Annotated in this window: 22 protein-coding genes; 7 read left to right on the forward strand and 15 right to left on the reverse strand. The window is 43.4% G+C overall.

What is annotated here, in order from left to right; all coding sequences use genetic code 11:
* Nucleotides 1–47: 47 nt before the first annotated feature.
* Nucleotides 48–2,354: a bifunctional diguanylate cyclase/phosphodiesterase gene (locus I8J31_RS10015; RefSeq protein ID WP_199468366.1), complete on the reverse strand. Its 2,307-nt coding sequence runs from the start codon at nt 2,352–2,354 to the stop codon at nt 48–50.
* Between the two features lie 175 nt (nt 2,355–2,529).
* On the opposite strand from I8J31_RS10015, the gene I8J31_RS10020 reads away from it, so the two are divergent.
* The gene (locus I8J31_RS10020) at nt 2,530–3,606 is read left to right on the forward strand and encodes a carbohydrate kinase (protein WP_199468368.1); all 1,077 of its coding nucleotides are present in this window, start codon (nt 2,530–2,532) and stop codon (nt 3,604–3,606) included.
* Nucleotides 3,603–4,508, forward strand: a complete 906-nt coding sequence (locus I8J31_RS10025; protein WP_325101193.1) for a pseudouridine-5'-phosphate glycosidase — start codon at nt 3,603–3,605, stop codon at nt 4,506–4,508. Before I8J31_RS10020 ends, I8J31_RS10025 begins: the two co-directional genes overlap by 4 nt.
* A 9-nt stretch (nt 4,509–4,517) precedes the next feature.
* Here I8J31_RS10025 and rlmF read toward each other — a convergent pair whose 3' ends face one another.
* Together rlmF and I8J31_RS10035 are read right to left on the reverse strand one after the other, a co-directional pair.
* Complete coding sequence (gene rlmF / locus I8J31_RS10030) at nt 4,518–5,468, reverse strand: 23S rRNA (adenine(1618)-N(6))-methyltransferase RlmF (protein WP_438941491.1); 951 nt, start codon at nt 5,466–5,468, stop codon at nt 4,518–4,520.
* 96 nt (nt 5,469–5,564) lie between these two features.
* Nucleotides 5,565–5,936 carry a LysR substrate-binding domain-containing protein gene (locus I8J31_RS10035; RefSeq protein WP_199468371.1) on the reverse strand — a complete coding sequence of 124 codons (372 nt, stop codon included), beginning with the start codon at nt 5,934–5,936 and terminating at the stop codon, nt 5,565–5,567.
* 364 nt (nt 5,937–6,300) lie between these two features.
* Here I8J31_RS10035 and I8J31_RS10040 point away from each other — a divergent pair, with 364 nt between their 5' ends.
* The gene (locus tag I8J31_RS10040; RefSeq protein WP_199468372.1) at nt 6,301–7,263 is read left to right on the forward strand and encodes a DMT family transporter; all 963 of its coding nucleotides are present in this window, start codon (nt 6,301–6,303) and stop codon (nt 7,261–7,263) included.
* A 10-nt stretch (nt 7,264–7,273) separates the two neighbouring features.
* Here I8J31_RS10040 and I8J31_RS10045 read toward each other — a convergent pair whose 3' ends face one another.
* The 10 genes from I8J31_RS10045 to I8J31_RS10090 form a co-directional block, all read right to left on the reverse strand.
* Nucleotides 7,274–7,624 (reverse strand): DUF6164 family protein, encoded by a 351-nt coding sequence (locus I8J31_RS10045; protein ID WP_199468373.1) that lies wholly within the window; start codon nt 7,622–7,624, stop codon nt 7,274–7,276.
* Nucleotides 7,625–7,720: 96 nt separating this feature from the next.
* Nucleotides 7,721–9,274 (reverse strand): EAL domain-containing protein, encoded by a 1,554-nt coding sequence (locus I8J31_RS10050; RefSeq protein WP_199468374.1) that lies wholly within the window; start codon nt 9,272–9,274, stop codon nt 7,721–7,723.
* 194 nt (nt 9,275–9,468) lie between these two features.
* Complete coding sequence (locus tag I8J31_RS10055) at nt 9,469–10,017, reverse strand: DUF3833 domain-containing protein (protein ID WP_199468376.1); 549 nt, start codon at nt 10,015–10,017, stop codon at nt 9,469–9,471.
* A gap of 13 nt (nt 10,018–10,030) precedes the next feature.
* Nucleotides 10,031–10,759 (reverse strand): hypothetical protein, encoded by a 729-nt coding sequence (locus I8J31_RS10060; RefSeq protein WP_199468510.1) that lies wholly within the window; start codon nt 10,757–10,759, stop codon nt 10,031–10,033.
* Complete coding sequence (locus I8J31_RS10065; protein WP_199468377.1) at nt 10,759–11,283, reverse strand: DUF2878 domain-containing protein; 525 nt, start codon at nt 11,281–11,283, stop codon at nt 10,759–10,761. Before I8J31_RS10065 ends, I8J31_RS10060 begins: the two co-directional genes overlap by 1 nt.
* Before the next feature lie 15 nt (nt 11,284–11,298).
* Nucleotides 11,299–12,561: an SAM-dependent methyltransferase gene (locus tag I8J31_RS10070; RefSeq protein WP_199468378.1), complete on the reverse strand. Its 1,263-nt coding sequence runs from the start codon at nt 12,559–12,561 to the stop codon at nt 11,299–11,301.
* 11 nt (nt 12,562–12,572) lie between these two features.
* Nucleotides 12,573–13,376: a DUF1365 domain-containing protein gene (locus I8J31_RS10075; protein WP_199468379.1), complete on the reverse strand. Its 804-nt coding sequence runs from the start codon at nt 13,374–13,376 to the stop codon at nt 12,573–12,575.
* The gene (locus I8J31_RS10080; protein ID WP_199468380.1) at nt 13,376–14,626 is read right to left on the reverse strand and encodes an NAD(P)/FAD-dependent oxidoreductase; all 1,251 of its coding nucleotides are present in this window, start codon (nt 14,624–14,626) and stop codon (nt 13,376–13,378) included. The genes I8J31_RS10075 and I8J31_RS10080 overlap by 1 nt, the downstream gene beginning before the upstream one ends.
* Before the next feature lie 61 nt (nt 14,627–14,687).
* The gene (locus I8J31_RS10085; protein ID WP_199468381.1) at nt 14,688–15,449 is read right to left on the reverse strand and encodes an SDR family NAD(P)-dependent oxidoreductase; all 762 of its coding nucleotides are present in this window, start codon (nt 15,447–15,449) and stop codon (nt 14,688–14,690) included.
* Between the two features lie 12 nt (nt 15,450–15,461).
* On the reverse strand, nt 15,462–15,911 hold the full coding sequence (locus I8J31_RS10090) for a nuclear transport factor 2 family protein (protein ID WP_199468382.1): 450 nt from the start codon (nt 15,909–15,911) through the stop codon (nt 15,462–15,464).
* Between the two features lie 179 nt (nt 15,912–16,090).
* On the opposite strand from I8J31_RS10090, the gene I8J31_RS10095 reads away from it, so the two are divergent.
* From I8J31_RS10095 to I8J31_RS10105, 3 genes are all read left to right on the forward strand, one after another.
* Nucleotides 16,091–16,666 carry an RNA polymerase sigma factor gene (locus I8J31_RS10095; RefSeq protein WP_199468384.1) on the forward strand — a complete coding sequence of 192 codons (576 nt, stop codon included), beginning with the start codon at nt 16,091–16,093 and terminating at the stop codon, nt 16,664–16,666.
* Between the two features lie 5 nt (nt 16,667–16,671).
* Entirely contained in the window at nt 16,672–17,364 is a 693-nt protein-coding gene (locus tag I8J31_RS10100) for a ChrR family anti-sigma-E factor (RefSeq protein ID WP_199468386.1), read from the forward strand.
* 145 nt (nt 17,365–17,509) lie between these two features.
* The gene (locus tag I8J31_RS10105; RefSeq protein ID WP_199468388.1) at nt 17,510–17,689 is read left to right on the forward strand and encodes a PFL_1563 family small protein; all 180 of its coding nucleotides are present in this window, start codon (nt 17,510–17,512) and stop codon (nt 17,687–17,689) included.
* 41 nt (nt 17,690–17,730) lie between these two features.
* Here I8J31_RS10105 and I8J31_RS10110 read toward each other — a convergent pair whose 3' ends face one another.
* Entirely contained in the window at nt 17,731–18,573 is an 843-nt protein-coding gene (locus I8J31_RS10110; RefSeq protein WP_199468390.1) for a MurR/RpiR family transcriptional regulator, read from the reverse strand.
* Nucleotides 18,574–18,810: 237 nt separating this feature from the next.
* Here I8J31_RS10110 and I8J31_RS10115 point away from each other — a divergent pair, with 237 nt between their 5' ends.
* Nucleotides 18,811–19,032 carry a hypothetical protein gene (locus I8J31_RS10115; RefSeq protein WP_199468392.1) on the forward strand — a complete coding sequence of 74 codons (222 nt, stop codon included), beginning with the start codon at nt 18,811–18,813 and terminating at the stop codon, nt 19,030–19,032.
* Nucleotides 19,033–19,111: 79 nt separating this feature from the next.
* Here I8J31_RS10115 and I8J31_RS10120 read toward each other — a convergent pair whose 3' ends face one another.
* Nucleotides 19,112–20,155, reverse strand: a complete 1,044-nt coding sequence (locus tag I8J31_RS10120) for an ABC transporter permease (RefSeq protein WP_199468393.1) — start codon at nt 20,153–20,155, stop codon at nt 19,112–19,114.
* Nucleotides 20,156–20,219: the final 64 nt, after the last annotated feature.

Genomic DNA, 20,219 nt, shown 5'->3' on the forward strand with positions numbered 1-20,219 from the left:
TTACAAAACATCACCAGAAAATTGTCTCTGTAATTGATATTTTTGCATTATGCTTTCGCTTCATGGAAATCTTTACGCCATTGGAAAAAATCTTTGGCGAGCAATGGTTTCGAGAAGAAATAGCCCTGTATTTTGTCACAATGATAATCTCTCAACAAAGCCACACCTGCCTCATTCTCTGCACCTTCCGCCGTCACTTGAAAACCCAAACTATGGGATAAGTCGATAGAAGCTTTAACGATAAAAGCGTCACCTTTATCCGTATCCATATGCTGGATAAACGCCCTATCAATTTTCACCTCATTCACTGGCAGCTCGCGTAAATAAGCCAAAGAAGATTGACCAGTTCCAAAGTCGTCTATGGCCAAATGTATCTTCATCAGCTGCAAAGCTTTTAGCACATTAATAACCTTGGTTCTGTCTTCCATGACGGCACTTTCTGTCACCTCTAACGCAAGCGCGCGGGTAGACAAATTCTGAGCTTCTAACGCATCAGCGACAAAATCAGGTAACTCTTCATCCAATAAATCGTAAGTAGATAAATTAACAGCAACGCGAATTTCATGCCCCGCTTGCCACCACTCTTTTAATTGAGCCAAGACAGTTTTCAACATCCACTTGGTTAGAATTTGAATACAACCAGCATGTTCTAATAGGGTAATAAATTCATCTGGAGGAACAAACCCAAGCTCAGGATGCTGCCAACGAACAAGCGCTTCCGCTTCCTGACAGTCCCCTTGCGCCACCCCAACTTTAGGTTGATAAACAACAAACAGTTGACCGCTCTCTAAAGCATCAGGCAGATCTCGAATAATAGCGAGCTGACGCTGATGACTTTCATCCTGTCCCACCTCATAAAAAGCATATGACTTTGGCGCACTTTTAGAGATACTTTCAATAATATCGATGCGCCTAAACACATCATTAACACTCGAGGTAGTATGCTTAAAAAGCAACACACCGATACTAATACCCAATCGAATTTCAGAGCCTGTTTCTACCTCAAATTCCCTATCAAATTCAGCCTCTAAGCTGTCACAATCCGCTGCAACCATCTCTTTTTCAAAGATGAGTAAAAATTTATCTGAGCCCATTCGAGCAACAATTTGCGCATCCCTTCCCCATGCCTGAAGACGTTCAGCGACCTTAGCCATCAGCACATTACCCACATCATAACCCAACATATTATTAATATTTTTAAAACGCTGAACATTAATAATAGCGAGGCAACCCGTTTGTCGCGGAAGCTGTTCTTTCAAATAAGACTCAACTGAGCTTTGATTATATAGACCCGTCAATGAATCGTGGGAAGCTCGATAGGTTAACTCCTCTTCCCGGTTTGCAATGGCATCTTGCATCACGTCCATGGTGTGAGATAACACACCAAACTCACCACTAAACTCCGGTGCTTTAATACGACTACTGCCAATACTAATTTGATTAACATATTCGACTAATCGTTTAATCGGCTGTGTCATATTACGCGCTAGTACTAGACCAAGCAGCAAAGCCAATGCCAGAGCACCAGCAAAAATAAGTAACAATTGATTTCGAGTATTCTCATAACTCTCGAGCCAAGAACCATAAGGTAAATGCAAAATCCCCCATTGGTTTTTCGCACCTAGATCCACGCCTAAAGAAAGGTATTTTTCATTATTGGAGAACTTAGGAACTTGCAATATTTCGGCAACATTAGTGACTTCTCGAAACAGAATATCTTTATCCACAGCAGGTAAAGTAGACACACCCCAAAGACGATGAACACCTTCCGTCTCATACACCACACTGACATCTAAGCCAGTCACCTTCTTAATCTGTTCTGCAACCAGTTGATCCAATGAAAATGCCATGCCTACCCAAGCAATAATATTAGGAGCTCGAATAGGCACTAAAACCAACTGATAAGAACTATTGTCGAACGCCATCATGGTACTAATAGAAGAACCACCAGATCGACGCGCCTCTAGCACTAAATCAGCGATCATAGTATTAGTACTAACCTTTGTAGTCGCCGTGATCACCTTCCCCTTAGGGGAGACTAAAAAAGACAAGTCAGCATCAATTCGCGCACCATGATTGACCAAAGCAGAACGAATGGTGCCAATTTCTTGTGTTGCCACAGCCTGTTTAAAACCAAAGTCCGAGGTCAAAATCTCAACCCCTTTGGTCAACTCTTCAGCTCGATCTTGAAGTAAAAAATCAAAGACCTTACGCGCCACATCAATGGAGTTAACACCTTGTTTGAAATTATCTTCTTTTAAGGTAGATAAAACAGCCAACGCCGTGCCTAGCTGAGCCAAGGCGAGCAATACCAAAATGAACAGAATCAGTCGTGCCTGAAAGCTTTTTAACACCTTTAACCTCATAAATGATTTCATACTGATCTGGTACCCGGCTCACATAATACAAGCTAATGTAAAAAGAATAATAAGACTTATAGAGTCTTTATGCTATATGGGCCAATAAGACACTTGTACACACAGACACTTTAACATATGTTATTTATTTAAACTTATGTTAAACAACATTATGAAAGAACTTACTCGTCGCGTTTATGAAGCCATTAAGCTGGATCCGCTAGCCTCACAACAAAGCCTAGCGGACCGCCTACAAATGAGTCGTGAATCTGTCGCAGGTCACATAATGCAACTTACCCGTCATGGCTACATTTTAGGAAAAGGCTATTTACTCGCCGAACAACATACCTTTGTGGTGATAGGTGGCGCTAATGTTGACATTAACGGCCATAGCCATAAAGCCCTGCAAGCCTATGACTCTAACCCAGGCACCATCAATCAAAGCCCTGGCGGAGTAGGCCGTAATATTGCAGAAAACCTTGCAAGACTGGGCGAAAAAGTACATTTAATCGCCCCCATAGGAGAAGACCAGCGGGGCAATTGGTTGATTGAGCAAACCCGCCTATGTGGTGTAGAAACCCTCCACATATTGCGCCACGAAAGCCTACCTACAGGTTCTTATTTATCAATCAACGATGAAGATGGCCAACTACAAGCGGCCATTGCGGATATGCGTATTATTGATGCGCTAGATGAAAATAAATTAAAAACTAAACAAGCGATACTGCAAAGTGCTTACCGCATTATCGTCGATGCTAACCTACCGTCAAATACCATCGACTGGCTCGCCCAACAAACATTCGACACCAACTGGATAGCCGATGCGGTTTCAGCCACAAAAGCCCCAAGATTACGGCCCATCTTGTCACAACTCACGCTATTAAAAGCCAATCAAGATGAGGCCAGAGCTATCCTAGCTTGCACCGAGACTGATCCTAAAAAACTCGCACAAGACCTACTTACCACTGGTGTCAAGAGTGTCTTACTCAGTCTAGGTAGCCAAGGGGTTTTATATGCAGACAGCGAAAATTGTCTGCAAAAAAACTGCCACCCAAGCCAACCCATTAGTGACAGTGGCGCAGGAGATGCTCTGCTCGCAGGCTTTTTAAGTGCCAGCCAGCAAAACCAAAAGCTTGACCAAGCACTTTCCTTTGCTCTTGCTTGTGCCGCTATGACATTAGAAAGCCCTTTCGCAAACAATCCCGAATTAACCATTCAAAACGTAACTCAATGGATCGCATCCCTATGAATCAATATTTAGACATACATCCCGACGTTGCTACAGCACTTGCTGCTGGAAAACCTGTAGTGGCCTTAGAAAGCACGATTATTTCTCACGGAATGCCGTGGCCACAAAACGCAGAGACAGCAAAAAAAGTCGAGCAAATCATCCGTGATAATGGCGCCGTACCCGCGACCATTGCCATCATTGATGGCCGTCTAAAAGCAGGTCTAAGCAATGATGAAATCGATGTTCTTGGTCAAGCAGGGCTATCGGTAACCAAATGCTCTCGTCGTGATTTGCCTTTCGTCGTTGCACAAAGACAACATGGTGCCACCACAGTCGCAGCCACCATGATCATTGCCGCCATGGCTGGCATCAAGGTATTTGCCACCGGAGGCATTGGTGGCGTTCATCGCGGTGCACAGCAATCCTTTGATATTTCAGCAGATTTACAAGAGTTGGCAAAAACCAATGTGGCCGTAGTCTGTGCCGGCGCCAAGTCCATTTTAGACCTGGCCTTGACACGCGAATACCTAGAAACTCAAGGTGTACCCGTACTAGGTTATAAAACAGATACACTTCCTGCATTTTACACTCGAGAAAGCGATCAGACTGTTGATTACAACCTACAATCTGCGACGGACATTGCCGAATTCCTAACCGCAAAATGGGGAATGCAATTAGATGGCGGTGCCATTATCACCAACCCAATTCCAGAAGAGTTTGCCATGGAAAAAAGCGCTATTGATAGCGCGATCAATCAAGCCTTAGCAGAAATGGCAGAGCAAGGGGTTGCAGGTAAAGAGTCGACGCCTTTCTTATTGGCGCGAGTGGCAGAATTAACTGGCGGCAACAGCTTAGCCAGTAACATCCAACTGGTCTTTAACAATGCTCGCCTTGCGGCAAAAATTGCAGTTGCTCTCTAAATTTATCGGCTAGCTCTGCCAATAATTATCCTGCCAAAAGTCGATTTGATCGTCTGCGAGAAAACTCCAAGCGACAAATCGACTGATTTTTTGACCTTGGGCCATTTCAATGGTTTTCACTTGCCGAGCACCTACTTCTTTCAATGCTCGATAAATGGCGTCTAAGTTCTCTTGGCGAGCCACTAACGACGTAAACCAGAAACAGCGATCAGCGTACTGCACACTTTCTTTTGCCATACGTGATACAAAGCCCACTTCGCCACCATCGCACCATAGTTCAGCTGCCGTGCCGCCAAAATTCAATGTTGGTTTAGCCCCATCGGATGACGCTCTCGATTTAACACCACGCCATTTACGTTGGTTTTCGCCAACCATAGCGGCTTCACTGGTATGAAAAGGAGGATTACAAAGAGTCAGATCGAAACGTTCCTGTGCATTCCAAATACCATCAAACATCTTGTCTTCTTTAGCCTGTAGGCGAGCAAAAATATTTCCCTTCAAACAAGCATTAGATTTAATAATAGTATCGCAAGTCGCTACAGCAACTGGGTTTACATCGGAACCAACAAACTGCCAACCATAGGACTGGTGCCCAATAATGGGATAGACACAGTTCGCGCCAACCCCAACATCCAAAACCTTAACGCCCCTCCCTCTTGGAATCACACCGTTATTACTGTGCGCCAAAAGATCCGCAAGATAATGAATATAGTCAGCTCGACCTGGGATGGGAGGACACAAGTAGCCCGGTGGAATATCCCAAAAGGCAACGCCATAAAAATGGTTCAATAGGGCTCGGTTTAATGTTTTCACCGCATTTGGGTTAGAAAAATCAACAGATTCATTGCCATACTTATTAAGCTGAATAAAAGCGGATAGCTCTGGACAAGAGTCTGCTAACAGGGCGAAATCATAACGCGCTCGATGGGGGTTACGAACATGAAGTTCTAACTTATTCACCCGCTTACCTTTTGTATGCTTGCCTCTGGATACCACTACGCTGCCGTCACCTTAATCTAAAATACTTATTTTAAGAAAAGAGTATAACTGAATTCCCTAACTTGAACTAAAGGGTAGAAATAGCCCCTTCGCCACTTCTGCCATAAGGTTTCGAAACCATTCAACCGCAGGGGCTTTTTCAATGCTTTTTGGCCAGCTTAAATAATATTTCGAATCAGGAAATTCGATGGGCACAGGCTTAATCTTGTCTGGTTTAGCAAGGGAGTGATGATTTGCCATAATACAGTGAAATTTTTCATAGCCTAGCAAAGTTTTTCTGTAAGTATCTGAAATATAAACATATTCACTGCACAATACGACATCTACCCTATGTTTTGCCTGATCCAGTAAAGTATTTTCTGTCACTGTGGCCGTTTCTAAACAGGCTAAAGGCGCTTCTTGATAAAAACGCTCAGCAATCGCAGGCACATAAGGTTGAGCCTAATAATGGGTCGTTTGCAATCGAAAAGTCCGGCTGCTGGCTTGCGGCTGAAAGTCCGAATTCTTTGTGGAGCACCTCGACAATAGGGCAACTATTCACATTCTGCACTCGCCTCGAATAACCGGCTTTTATCCACATGCTGATGCCTACATGGATCTAGGCTATTAGGGCAATGCAGAAGCGATTGCCGTGACAAGAGGACTTTCCTTAAGATCCAGTTGCTGAAGTGCATTAGAAGTCATTGAGTAAAAACCGATTTTTACATAATAGTTAGACCTATTATGCATTGGATTTGATGAAGAAGAAAAGTCATGATGTAAGCCTCTTAACAGTCCAAAAATAGAGCAACACATGCCGACAGCAAAACAAACATTTTTATACGGGCTTTTTTTTAGCTGCATCGCCGTTTTATTCTGGGGAATGCTGCCCATCGCCCTGAAATTATCTGGCGGATTCGCTGATGCCATCACCTTAACTTGGCTTAGATTCCTCGTCGCTGGAGTCATTCTTGCGCTTTGGCAATGGCTACGAGGTAAGTTAGGTGAATTTCGAGCATTAAAAAGAAAGGATTGGCTACGCCTTTGCGCTGCGGCTAGCTTTTTGATTGTCAATTACACCACCTTCGTTTGGAGTCTAGGTTATCTATTACCCGGCTCAGCTCAATTGAGCTTTCAAGTAGCGCCGCTTTTTCTTGCCTTAGGGGGAGTGTTCTTTTTGAAAGAAAAGATTCATTGGAAGCAATGGCTTTGCTTCGCGATGATTGGCTTGGGGATGTTAATTTTCTTCCACCCCGTGTTTGGACAAACGAATAAAAGCACAATTTGGGTCGGCTTTGCGATCGTCCAGGTCTCAGCCGTATGCTGGTCTATGTACGCATTACTACAAAAGTCCCTGTTTAAGTATTTAGGGCCTTCCAATATATTTCTCGCTATTTACGGTTATGCCGCCGTAGTGATGCTTCCCTTCACTACGCCAAGCCTCTTGCTGACCATGTCATCACAAGATACATGGATTGCTGCCTTTTGTTGTTTGAATACACTGATTGCTTACGGCGCTTTTGCCCAAGCCATGCGTTATTGGCAAACCGTGCAAGTGAGTGCTTCAGTTGCACTCTCTCCGGTCACCGCGTTTATTCTAACGGAGCTTTGTGTAGCGAATAATTGGTGGCCAGACAGTATCTCTTCTTCCCATGCGGATACATTAAGCCTGTTCGGTATGTTTATCGTAATTGCTAGCGCTATAGGTGTACAGCTGATTAGCGCGAGGATCCAAAGACAAGCTCAACAACCATTAGCGGCTGCTTCTAAGCAATAAAACGGAAAGATTATAACCAGACCATGAAGGGATAAAGTGATGCCCCGAGAACAAGTACAATAGCCAATAGTGTAAAAAATGCTTCAGCTGGGTTTTGGCGAGCATGCTGCAGATAGCCTAAAACCCACTGCCCAAACGACACAGGTCGCATGTCTTTTGCTCGCACGATTTGATCTGCTCGAATAAGTTCCAATGCCTTCATCGCTTGTTCTTTGTCTTTCACCCACAAGCCAGCCATAGAAACTTGCCAGCGACCTGCACTGGTCTCATAAAAAGGGATATCGTTATCCATGAGCAACTGACGAATATCATTCGCTTCTTCATCTGGAACATATTTGAGCCGAAAAACCAGAGTTGCCATGGGGTACCTTGCAAGCAGTGAATGGGTAAAATCGCAGCAAGAATAAGAGAAGGCTCTCTTAAACACAATACTCTTAGATACGAAGAGCATCCCTCTCTATTTAGGTGGATTGTCTTCAAACCATTGGATCACTTTTTTCTGTGGCAATGGACGACAAAAATAGTAACCTTGAACTCGATCAACCCCTAGCTCTGTCACCGCATCCAATTGGTCTTTACGCTCCACACCTTCTGCCACCAGCCTCATATTCAGCTCCTTAGCCAGCTTGGTCACTGAAGCCAATACCTGACGAGTAAATTGGTCGTCTCTCAAATTGGCAATAAACACTTGATCAAGCTTTAAGGTGTCATAGGGAAAACGACGCAGAAAATCCAAACCTGAGTAACCTGTACCAAAATCATCGACAGACAGACAAATACCCAAGACTTTAATCTGTTCAAAACGACTAACCATCAAGGGCAATTCCGCTGTGGTTAAAGCACTCGTCTCGGTTACCTCTAAACCTAGCCGGCCTTTCAGTTCTGGGTATTCTTCAAGAATTCCAGCCAACTGAGGAGCAAAAGATTCCTTCACTAAACTATGCCTGTCGACATTTACTGCCGTCTTAATATTATTTAGTTGCTTAGGGTATTCTCGATAAAAAGCGCCTACCTTACGAATCACCATCCAGGTAAGTGTATCAATCAAGCCTAAACGATTCGCAATTTCTACAATATACAAAGGAGACACCTGCCCATGGCGAGGAGAAGACCAACGTATAAGGGCCTCCATTTCATGGAAGCTTCCAGGGTGAAGAGAAACAATCGGCTGGAAATATACCTCCATTGCATCATTTAAAATCGCTTTTTTAATATCATGCTGTACTGAATATCGATAGTGTATCAGGCTAAAATGGCCAAAATACAAGACAGCATAGAGCACAATCCATGCAGCAACAGCCCAAGGTAACAAGGATCTCAAACTCTCCCAGTAGACCTTATTGGGCAAAAACACCGTCAACGTCATGGACAGATTTTCGATATGACTCTGGCGCTTAGCAAGCACCGCCATATCCCATACTTGTCCATAAGAAGACAGCTTTTGGGAGCCAATTTGCAACTCATAAGGGTAATCGGGAGATAACAACCAAAATACATCTTCAATTAGGTCATTCGGGGCAGCTAAGCCATTAGCACCAATGCCGTTTTCACCTTGATAAAAGGCAAAAAAAGTTTCTTCACCAAGAGTATTAGAGGGGGCTAAAGAGACAGTTTTACGATCTGAACTCTGCTCGATACGCTGTGTAATGGATTTAAATATTGAAAAATCCTTAGCACCAAGGCTTGTACAATACACCCGAAAATCGGCATTAAACAAGCCCACTTCTTTAAAGGTGGAAGAGTAAAAAGCCGCCCGCCTGAGACTTTTCAAGTCTGCGTCTTCACAAGACGCCGTTGCCTCACTAGTAACGTATTGCAACTCAGCAAAGATGTTAGTCATTTTCTGAGTCAGTACAGAATCAGCTTCATCCGCACGCTGATCTAATTGCGCGTGTAGATAAAAATAAAGACCGATAGGAAAAATAAACACACAGACACAAAAAGACAGAGAACCGTAAATAAGCAACCATTTATTATTTGACGGGATGGATGCATACAGATCTTTTATCACAAAGTCCACACATTATTTGTAATCAGGGCACGCATTTAGTCTTCTTTTTTGTAAAGAAACGTTTTTTCAGAAAAGAGATATTACAGAAGAGATATAAACTAGCCAATAGTAAAAGGCTTTTATAAGGTGGTATTTTGCTATTAATTACATAAAATAACGAAAAAATAGATTTTCTAACGATGGTTTAAGGACTGCTATCTGACCTTCTCAATGACAATGGATAAATACCCAACCTCAACGCCAAACTTACGCATAACAGATTCATTAATCACCACACCTTCTTTCACCATGTACATGCGATCATCAACATTGACTTCAAGCAGGTCGCCATCATAAGGCACCTGTAAGACATAATTCATAAACAAAGCATTACCGGCTATTTTTATATTCCCTGCCCCCACCACATCATTAGCCGTCGCCGTATAGTGGCCATTCAGATCAGGGGTCATTGTCCAAGTACGATTCTGTCTTTCACCATCATCAAATAAAAACACTTCATCTAAAGTTCCTATGCCATCCTCCCAATGACCTTCTAAGGTCGCATTGAAATAACGTGTCACTTCTCCACTGCGATTTTTCAAAATACCATGGGCAGTTAAGGAACCTGAAAAGAATTCCTGCAATTCAAACTTGGGCTTATTGTCAGCATACAGAGACACATCCGTGCTTGAGCAGCCGACCAAAAACAGCAAACCTATTAAGATCGCCATTTGCCTCATCACCATTTTTCTAATGTGCTTCATTACAACCTCCCAATTAAAGATAGTGGTACAGAATATCAACGTTTTGATATTTACCCTTGATATCACAGATGTTCGCCCTACCTGTAAAGCGTAGCAGCTGATGAGTGTTCGAGTCATAAGCAACAGTAATGGGATCAACCGCCAACCTAACAACCCAAGAAGCTGGTATCAAAGCAAAACAAGTAGCCCCTTGCACGGTTCCATCAAGACAAACTGTTTTCTTAACATAAAAGGAAAACGTCGCTTGCTGAGTTGGAACCAAATATTCAATATCCATTTGAGTATTCGAGTCCAACGCCGCCCAATACTTCTTAATAAAGCCATCAAAACCCGCGTCTACGACCATACCTGGCACTAAATCCTCAGTCCCCGTAACCCACTTTGACTTTAGATTTTCTTGATATTCAATCTTAAACTGGTCACCTACCTGCTCCACGACTATTTGTTCTCCATTTCGTCCATTGATTTGAGAAAAATCAGGGGTAATTAAGGAACGAGACCAATCTATCTTTTTATGGCCAAACACTTGCCCATCCGGCTCCGAGTACTCTACGGTGTGTTCCATTGGACTAAGACTCTGATGCGTTTCTCGATAGAGCAACTCACCTGTTTTTACACTATAAGCACTGCCCACTACCTTGCTAAAATCAAGGGCAGCCATACTGAATTGACTCACCGAAAACATAACCAAAGCGCTCAAGAAAACAGCCACTCGGTAACGTCTTGAAAGTAAAAACAACATCACGTTTTTGTACCCTGCATTTCAAACAGTCCCCACTTTTCAGATAGATAAAGACCCAAAGGTAATATCAAAGCCCATAAAAAGGCTACGATCACTAAAGACAGCCAAGTAGGTTCAGCTAACATAATGCCCGTCATTTTAGCGCCGGCATAATAACTCAAGGTTGGTCCTACCATACCGACCCCAGCACTCAACCAATAGCGCGAGCGAAGAAAAACAAGACTGTGGGGGAATAAGGTTGCCACAGACAACCATAGACATAACAACCAGATAGGAGGAAGACCATGGACCCAAAACATGCTCTTTTCTGCTGAAAAAACACCAAACTCAAACAAGGCACCATCTACCATGACCCCCAGTAATACGAATACCGCTAATAACCGCCATTCTCTTGGACTCTTCATAAAATAATGACGATGTATGGCAAGATAAGCCGCTGTCGCCACCAGTGCCCATACATTCCCCCCCAACAAACAGGCAAACCAAACCACTTGAAACAACACGGCATTAATAAGACGTTTCATCTCATGCGCCCTATTTTATACGATGGATAAACGATGTTTCGGCTTAGCAAAAACAAACTGCCCGGTGCTGATCGCTCGCTCTTTGAAACCGCCTTCACAATAAGCCAGATAGAAGTCCCACATACGGCAAAAGACATCATCAAACCCCATTTCTATAACATCACGGCGAGCGGCATGAAAACGCACACGCCAATCCGCCAGTGTTTTCGCATAATGCTCGGTGATATCTTCCAAGCCGATAATTTGCATGTCGGTTTTAGACGCGATTTTGTGGGCAATCACTTGATTTGAAGGTAAGCAGCCGCCGGGGAAAATATAACGCTGTATAAAGTCTACCGAACGACGCGCGTAATCATAGCGCTGATCGGCAATGGTAATGGCTTGAATCACCATCACTCCATGGGGGTGTAATAGGTCGCTGCATTTCGAAAAGTAACTGTCGTAAAACTCATGACCTACGGCTTCAATCATCTCAATCGACACTAACTTATCGTATTGACCAACAAGGTCGCGATAATCTTTTAACAGCAAGGTAATCTGATCACTTAAGCCTTCTTTTGCCACTCGTGCTTTAGCAAATTCGTACTGCTCTTTAGAAATAGTTGTAGTTGTCACTTTACAGCCATAATGCTTAGCCGCATGAATTGCCATACCGCCCCACCCAGTGCCGATCTCAAGCAAATGGTCCTCTGTGCTTAGCTGTAATTTATGACAAATTCGATCCAGTTTATTGACCGCGGCTTCTTCTAATGACGCCTCTTTTTGAGGATAAACCGCAGCGGAATACATCATGGTGGGGTCGAGGAAAAGCGAAAAAAAATCGTTGCCTAAATCATAATGGGCTGAAATATTATCCTTAGAGCCATCTTTGGTATTCGCATTCAATCGATGGGCGATTTTAGCCCCGATTCGACTCCAGATTGGGCGCTTCGCATCCATTTTATTGATCAAGTTCAAGTTCGCAACCATCAAGCGGATCACGGCGACAAGATCGGAGGACGACCACCAGCCCTTCATATAGGCTTCACCAGAACCAATACTACTGTTTAAGAAAACATCCCGATAAGCTCGGCTGTCATGAACATAAATATGCGCGATATAGTTGGCATCCTCTTGTGTCTGACCAAACTCATATGTAGTGCCATTTACGTCTAAAGTAAGATGACCTACTTCTAGCTTTTGCAACATAGCGAACACCATTTTCTGAGTGAACTTATCAAACCATGTCATGATACGCTTTGTGCTCTCTTTCTGATTGTCCATACCAGCCAAATTCATCAAGGCTCCTTTTAATTTTTAGTCATCGACGAAGAGTCGTTTGGGTGGGCGTAAAATGGCACCTTCTTCAGCCACAGCTTTAAAGCCTGCCAATAAATACCGAAGGCGACTTTCATGGTCATCACTGGGTAGGTGAACAACACGTTCGCCATACTCGATGCCGTCAATCTAGATCGAGTTAGTGATAAGGTTGCATCAAATACGCAAGCTTCATCCGCTAACACCTTATTTTGCATATGCACCACTAATCGCTTTGCGGGTTGATTACTACGCCAATCATAAAAATGATTCATCGGATGGAACGGCGAAACATGCATAGCCTTATTAAATCGCATACGTTGTTTTTGACAAAGCGGATCACATTTCAAGACATAGGCGACCGTCTCTCCCCAAGGGGTATTGGTCACTTCAAGCAACATGGCTTGCAGCTTTTCATTGTTATCAAAGCAGTAGTAAATAGTGATGGGATTAATAATAAAGCCAAAATAACGACAGTTGGTTAGCATTCGCACTGGCCCGTCTAACTTGCTCTCAATGTCATTATTCAGCGCTTTGTTCACATGGTTCAAAACCGCCTCTTTTATCGGCAAATCATTGTCACCAAAATAATCTGCCCGCTTAAATCGAGCTAAAGACCAGCCAGCCTTTGACCACCAAGAGCTTAAAGCCAACGTATCATCTAGCTCATCTAAGTCAAAGTACATCATAAAAACACGATAGCTAAACACATGGGAACGAGGCATAAAGCGACGGTGTCGCACTATGCCAGAGTAAATCGCACTGTGTTTAACCGAACCATATTCCTGTCTTGCCATCACCATTCCACACCGAGTACATTCGCGACACGGACGCCACTCCAGCAACCATCTTCATGGAAACCATTACGCCAATAGGCTCCACAGAACCAAGTATTGTTCACGCCATTAATATCATGCCAACGCCCTTGCGCTTTAACCCCTTCCAGCGTGAATGTTGGGTGGGCGTAGTTAAAGCGACCAAGTACCTTGTCGTCATCAATCTCCTGCGTTTGATTCAGCGTGACAACATAGGTTTGATCACTGGAGAAACTCTGCAAGATATTCATGTTATAGCTTAATGTTGCTGGTTTCGTTTGATCTTGCCCCAAATGATAATTCCAGCTCGACCAAGCAAGTTTCGTTTTAGGGAGAAGTCGTGTATCCGTATGCAGCACCACTTCATTATTGCGATAGGGTATGGCGGCTAGAATTTCTTGCTCTGCTTGGCTTGGATCTGCCAACAGCGCCAACGCTTGATCACTGTGACAGGCAAACACCACCTGATCAAAATTTTGCGTAACACTGTCTTCAAAATGGATGCTCACACCATCAGCCAGTCGTTCCACTTTTTGAATCTTAGCAGCCAGCTTTATGCGGTCTTGAAAATGCATAACGAGTGGCTGTAAATAAGCTGAAGAACCACCTTCAATCACTCGCCACTGGGGGCGGTTATTAACACTCAACAAACCATGATTTTTGAAAAATCGAACAAAAAACACTAAGGGGAAGGTCAACATTTCATCCAACGTAGAAGACCAAATAGCACTTCCCATAGGGATCAAATAATGACTTGCGAAGCGTTTGCCGTACCCTTTTTCTTGTAGATATTCCCCCAGTGTCACACCTTCTTTTAATTCACCACCTTCTAAGTCTTGAATCGCCTCTTTATTAAAACGAACAATGTCTTTCAACATACCAAGAAAAGGAACATTAAACAGATTACGACGTTGAGCAAACAGCGTATTTAGGTTGTTACCACCGTACTCTAGACCAGTACGCTGACAACTCACACTAAAGCTCATCTCTGTGGCTTTAGAGGCAACGCCCAATTCATCCATCAGGCGAATGAAATTTGGGTAAGTCCAATCATTAAAAACAATAAAACCCGTATCAATTGCCCTCAGACCATTCCCTTCAGGCACTTCCACCGTTGCCGTATGACCACCAATGCGATCAGCAGATTCAAATACGGTGACATCATGTTGCTTGTGTAAAAGATAGGCACAGGTTAATCCTGAAATACCCGACCCAATAATGGCAATCTTCACTCTTTCTCCTTAACAGTGGTATTCAATGTAGCGAACAAACATAAGTTTTGCGTTTCATTCATCAGTTGGACTCATTTTTAGACGTCAACATAGTCATCCATAACTTAGGGAAATGCCGTCCAAACCAAAGTAAAGTAGACAAACGTTTCGGGAAGGAAAATTCATAAGGCCGTGACTCTATGGCGCGATGCATTCTTTTCGCGGCCTCATCTGACGACATAAGAAAGGGCATAGGAAAGGTGTTTTTTCTGGTTAATGGCGTGTCCACAAAACCGGGTAAAATGCAGGTTACGTCAATACTAAAAGGCTTTAGATCCATACGTAATGACGATAAAAAGTACCTAATGGCCGCTTTGCTAGCGCCATACGCTTCAGCCTGAGGAAAAGCGGCCTGTACCGCCTGAGAGCTCACACCGACTAAATGAGGGCGGAATGAATATTTCAGCAGGGGCAAACAAACCTCAACACTGTTGACTAATCCAGAAAAGTTCACCGACATAATACGATTCATCATTTTCCAATCAGGATCCGTTTCGGTTAGATCCAAATATTCACAAGTGCCTGCGTTCAAAATTGCACAATCCACATGCTTTGTATGAGCTAACAGTGTTGCTCTGACATCATGAACCTGTGAATCATCAGTAATATCAAAAGGCACAAAAACCAAAGCATCATGAGATGCCAACAAAGGCGCCAATTCACCCTCACGCCTTGCACTAGCAAACACTCGGCAGCCCTCATCTAAATACTTTTTAGTCAGTGCCAACCCAATGCCAGAACTTGCTCCCGTAATCCATACCACTTTTTTTTCTGCCGAACTCATCGAATGCTTCCTTCAATACGCCAAACGATTCTTCAAACCTTTCACCACAGAACCAAGTAAAGGTATATGCTCATAGATCAACTGACCCAGGTCATACACATCCTCATGAAAATAAATGCGCTCGTTGAATTCAATCTGAGTAATACCACGTACCGTAATCGTCTTACGGCCTAATTTAGGATGCTTAAAATGCATATTCCATTTGATATAAGCCTTCCCCTCAGACACCATTTGATCTAAATACTCAAATCGACCACTATCAACATTAATACACATTTCTGATAAGTAAGCATGGAGCTCTTCTACACCACGTAGCTCATGCACAGGGTCTTTGAAAAACACATTTTCTGTGTATATTTCTCCAATCTGATCCAGCGGAGGATGCTTAACATCCACATAGAAGGCTTTAAAACGCTCCACCAGCGCAAGACCGGTATCCATTTGAGTATTCGCCATCGCCATTACTTACCCTATCAATTACATATGCTAGATAAACGCATCAAACCCTCTTTTGGATCACCCGATAAAAAATAAAATTTATTTTTTTACAACTAACCTGTCATTTAGTGATCCACTTATACAAAGCACCCGTATGCACATTGCACAACGGGATTAAACATTCATTATCTATGGAGTCATAAATGGAGCGTGCCACACAGACACAACCCAATGATCACCTAGTCGAGGACATGCTAGCCATTGCCCAACGCAGGGATCAGCTCGCCTTGACTCGCTTATTTGACCACTATGTTCCTAAAGTCAGAGCCTTTTGCCTTGCAGCACAACCAGGCTCTAACATAATGGCAGATGACATAGCGCAAGAGGTCATGATCCGCATCTGGAATAAAGCTCACACATACAAACCAGAAGCCGCCTCCTTAAATACTTGGGTGTTCACCTTAGCGAGAAACGCTCGCATTGATTACTTACGTAAAAATAGCCGCCATCAATCAAGCATAGATCCAGAATACCTGTGGCGAAATGTCGTCGATGAAAACGCCGATCCATTTAAAGACGCACAACAAAAACGAGATCAAGAACGCATCCAGCAGGGCTTAGATAAACTTCCACCCGATCAAAAACAAGTATTATCTAAGGTCTATCTAGAAGGGAAAACGCATAAGGAAGCAGCAGCAGAACTGTCTTTACCATTAGGGACGATAAAATCTAGGGTTCGCCTAGCCATGCATAAATTAACCATTTACATTAAGAGGTAGAATCGATGCTTAACCATCACCCATCGATTGAAATGCTAACCGACTACGCTGCCGGCTCATTAGCCCTGTCACACTCCTTATGCATCGCTGCGCATTTGGAACATTGCCCAGAGTGTCAACAGCAAGTGCAAAAACTAGAAATACTTGGTGCCCATTTTTTTGATCAGGTACCACAGGAAAGTAGTCGTTTGGATAAATTAAAAGATACCTTTTTCGAACGGCTCGAAAAACAGCCAACAATACAAAAAAACACCCCCCTTGCTGACCATGCGGAGAACTCTACCCTATGGGACAAGTATAAGGTGCCTTACAGCCTAAGACAGTTCATCACCAAAAGCTATGATGAGCTCACTTGGATGCGACTATCACCTTCCTTCAAAATCGCCATACTTCATAATGAAGAAGGCGGCCCCCAAGTGTCTCTTACTCGAGTCAAAGCTGGCGCCCACATGCCCACTCACACCCATACAGGCGATGAAATTACATTAGTATTAGAAGGAGCATTTTCTGATGAACAAGGTGTTTACCGCCGGGGGGACTTTATTAATCGTGACGCCAGCCATAAGCACAAACCTATCGTCACCAAGGATGCAGAATGTATCTGTTTAACCGTATTAGATGCACCGATTGAATTCACAGGCTGGTTTGCCCGTTTATTTAACCCGATTTTACGTCGCTACCATCCTCACTCACCATAAAAACTTAAGACAAGAAGTGACTAGGATAGTAGCGCGTTTGCAGACGTTCCCTTATAACAAGCATAGTTTATCTAAATATGGTATAGTCCTTGCTCAATCTACTTATTTACTCTCTATCAGCATAATAAAGACAAGGACTTTTACCATGGCAACTAAGAAGAAACAGCCAGCCGCTTCGGAAACCTCGGAATCCATTGAAAAGCAAATGCAAGAATTTCTTGCTCGTGGTGGTCAAATAGACAAAATTGACTCGGGCGTTAGCGGCCAATCGCAGCTGACTGGATCACGCCATATTTCTCTAGGAAATAATAAAGCGAAGAGCTAACAAGCTTTTCGCTTTCTTTGTGTCTTAAAGACTACATCAAATCAGGCGTTCTGATTTTCTAACTCGTACGCCAGTCCGATAGACAAAGCCTGAGCCAAGCAAAGAGATGAAGATAAAGATCGGAAAGAATCGATTTCGGCTTCTTTGACAACAAAGCACACGGAAGCTATCGACGCCAGAGGACTCACCTGATTATCAGTGATGACAATTAAAGGCACCCCTTTCTCTGCTGCACTTTTGGCAACATCTTGAGTTTCTGTCGCATAGGGATGGAAACTTACAGCGATCAATACATCATCCATATCAAGTGAACTCGCTTGCTCCTTGTACATGCCACCCACGCCATCCACCAAATACGCTTTACGGTCAATATGACGTAATGCATAGGCAAAATAACTCGCCACAACAAAAGCACGTCGCACTCCAACAATATGCGCGGCTTGAGCATTCGATAAAATCTTAATTGCCCTATCTAAATCAGCAGCCTGTGTGGTTTCTCCCAAATGCTCCAAAGCCATGGCATTAGCATGGGAAAAACGATTCAACAGTTGATAAGGGGAGTGCTCATTTTTATCTTCGCCATAAGCATCACGCGCCATACGAATACGATCTTGATAACTTGGCGACTCTTCCATTAAACTCTGCTGAAACAACTTCTGCATCTCACTAAAGCCACTAAAACCAAAGGCATTAGCAAAGCGAACCCAGGTAGAAGGGTGAACCCCAGCGTCCTTAGACAATACCGCCACGGTACCAAATGCCACTTCTCTCGGGGCATCCAAGACAAATTCAGCAACCTGCTGTAAACGCTTACTCAAAGTAGGGTGTTGCTGCTTAATAGTTTCTTTCAACTCGCTCAGGGAATCTGCTGGGGTATCAATCATGGTTACTCACTGTGTCGATTATTCTTCTGATTTGAAACAAGACATAGGCAGACTATTCAGTAAACCCTACCTAGAAAGAAGAAATCATTGCAATTATAGAATAAAAATTCTAACTTAGTGGTCACTAACCTGTCTAGTCTTATATAGTTAGGAAAACACTTAATAACCCCCTACACTATGTCACGGGTACAATCATAGACACGTCACATTTTCACTCATTATAAAAACAGGAAAATTATGCTTACCGAATCTGATCGCAATTTTTTTCGCCCTAAATGGCGTCGAGTAACCGCCACTGTGCTATGCGCTGCTTGGTCTATTCTAGAATGGGTATCCAATGAGCCTTTTTGGGCAATCATTGCCACTGGCATGACTTTTTATTGTTTATGGAACTTCTTCTACCGTTTCGTTGAGTCCAATAATACCGACGAAAAAAGCACCTTAGATGAAGAAAAATGATCTCTCTTTCTAGCAAAAACCATTCAAAAAAATGGCCCTTAGCGGGCCATTTTTATACATCATTGTCGAGAATAATAGTTTATGTGGTCTTCTTACGCTTATTCTGACGCTGCTGGTCAATCACCACAGCCACCACAATGATGATGCCTTTGATAATATCTTGATAGTAGGCGTCGATACGCAAAAAGGTGAAACCAGACAACATCACACCTAATATCAATGCACCAATGACCGTCCCTGCAATGCGCCCACGTCCACCTGACAAAGACACACCACCAATAACCGCTGCGGCAATCGCATCCAGCTCATACATCAAGCCCATACCGGCTTGCGCAGTTTGGATTCGTGCAATGGCAACCATCGCCGCTAAACCGGTTAGCAAACCAGCAATCGCATAAACCTTAATGAGATGATTATCGATGTTAATACCAGACACCCGTGCTGCTTGAGCATTGGAGCCGATAGCATAGGTAAACTTACCAAAGCGCGTGTAACGCATCACCACATGAAAAATAATCGCTACTATGATAAAGATCACCACAGGCATCCAACGATCTAAACCGTTACCTAGCATGGCAAAATCTTTAGTGAAACCAGAAACTGGGCTACCATCTGTGTACCAACGTGCCACACCACGGGCTGACACCATCATCCCCAAGGTGGCAATAAAAGGCGGTATTTTTGTCTTAGTAATCAACCAACCATTTACAAACCCTGCTAATGCACCAACTGACAAACCGACAATTAATGGCACTACAAAAGGCAAATCCGTTAACGCTGGAAACAGTACCTTAGGCCAAACACTGGTCTGTGCAAAAGTCGCTGCTATCATGGCAGACATGGCCACCACGGAACCGGAAGATAAATCTATACCCCCGGTAATAATAACCATGGTCACACCAATAGAAATAATACCGATTACCGATACCTGCAAGACGATGATCTGCAAGCGGCTCATGTTCATCAAGAAACTTTGCCCAACAAAAAGCCAGCCTAGAATCTCAAACATGATAGAAATACCAACCAAAACCAGCAAAATACTGACTTCAGCCGGTATGCGTTTTTTCTTAGGAACATCCTGAGCGTCGGCCGCCACCGTTGTAGAACTATCCAATGTCGTCATATCAACCTCTTATTCTTATAGTAAGTACTAAAGCCTGTGCACTCATCCATTCGGAATGCCAAGG

It is taken from the genome of Marinomonas transparens (assembly GCF_016463975.1).
Lineage (GTDB): Bacteria > Pseudomonadota > Gammaproteobacteria > Pseudomonadales > Marinomonadaceae > Marinomonas > Marinomonas transparens.

Coding starts and splice junctions, on each gene's coding strand:
- I8J31_RS10060 (WP_199468510.1), bottom strand. CDS start 10,759: ATGTTGTTTTTACTTTCAAGACGTTACCGAGTGGCTGTTTTCTTGAGC.
- I8J31_RS10115 (WP_199468392.1), top strand. CDS start 18,811: ATGCTTACCGAATCTGATCGCAATTTTTTTCGCCCTAAATGGCGTCGA.
- I8J31_RS10070 (WP_199468378.1), bottom strand. CDS start 12,561: ATGAATTTGGCTGGTATGGACAATCAGAAAGAGAGCACAAAGCGTATC.
- I8J31_RS10045 (WP_199468373.1), bottom strand. CDS start 7,624: ATGGCAACTCTGGTTTTTCGGCTCAAATATGTTCCAGATGAAGAAGCG.
- I8J31_RS10105 (WP_199468388.1), top strand. CDS start 17,510: ATGGCAACTAAGAAGAAACAGCCAGCCGCTTCGGAAACCTCGGAATCC.
- I8J31_RS10065 (WP_199468377.1), bottom strand. CDS start 11,283: ATGAAACGTCTTATTAATGCCGTGTTGTTTCAAGTGGTTTGGTTTGCC.
- I8J31_RS10095 (WP_199468384.1), top strand. CDS start 16,091: ATGGAGCGTGCCACACAGACACAACCCAATGATCACCTAGTCGAGGAC.
- I8J31_RS10120 (WP_199468393.1), bottom strand. CDS start 20,155: ATGACGACATTGGATAGTTCTACAACGGTGGCGGCCGACGCTCAGGAT.
- I8J31_RS10075 (WP_199468379.1), bottom strand. CDS start 13,376: ATGGCAAGACAGGAATATGGTTCGGTTAAACACAGTGCGATTTACTCT.
- I8J31_RS10110 (WP_199468390.1), bottom strand. CDS start 18,573: ATGATTGATACCCCAGCAGATTCCCTGAGCGAGTTGAAAGAAACTATT.
- I8J31_RS10040 (WP_199468372.1), top strand. CDS start 6,301: ATGCCGACAGCAAAACAAACATTTTTATACGGGCTTTTTTTTAGCTGC.
- I8J31_RS10025 (WP_325101193.1), top strand. CDS start 3,603: ATGAATCAATATTTAGACATACATCCCGACGTTGCTACAGCACTTGCT.
- I8J31_RS10055 (WP_199468376.1), bottom strand. CDS start 10,017: ATGAAGCACATTAGAAAAATGGTGATGAGGCAAATGGCGATCTTAATA.
- I8J31_RS10090 (WP_199468382.1), bottom strand. CDS start 15,911: ATGGCGATGGCGAATACTCAAATGGATACCGGTCTTGCGCTGGTGGAG.
- I8J31_RS10020 (WP_199468368.1), top strand. CDS start 2,530: ATGAAAGAACTTACTCGTCGCGTTTATGAAGCCATTAAGCTGGATCCG.
- I8J31_RS10100 (WP_199468386.1), top strand. CDS start 16,672: ATGCTTAACCATCACCCATCGATTGAAATGCTAACCGACTACGCTGCC.
- I8J31_RS10085 (WP_199468381.1), bottom strand. CDS start 15,449: ATGAGTTCGGCAGAAAAAAAAGTGGTATGGATTACGGGAGCAAGTTCT.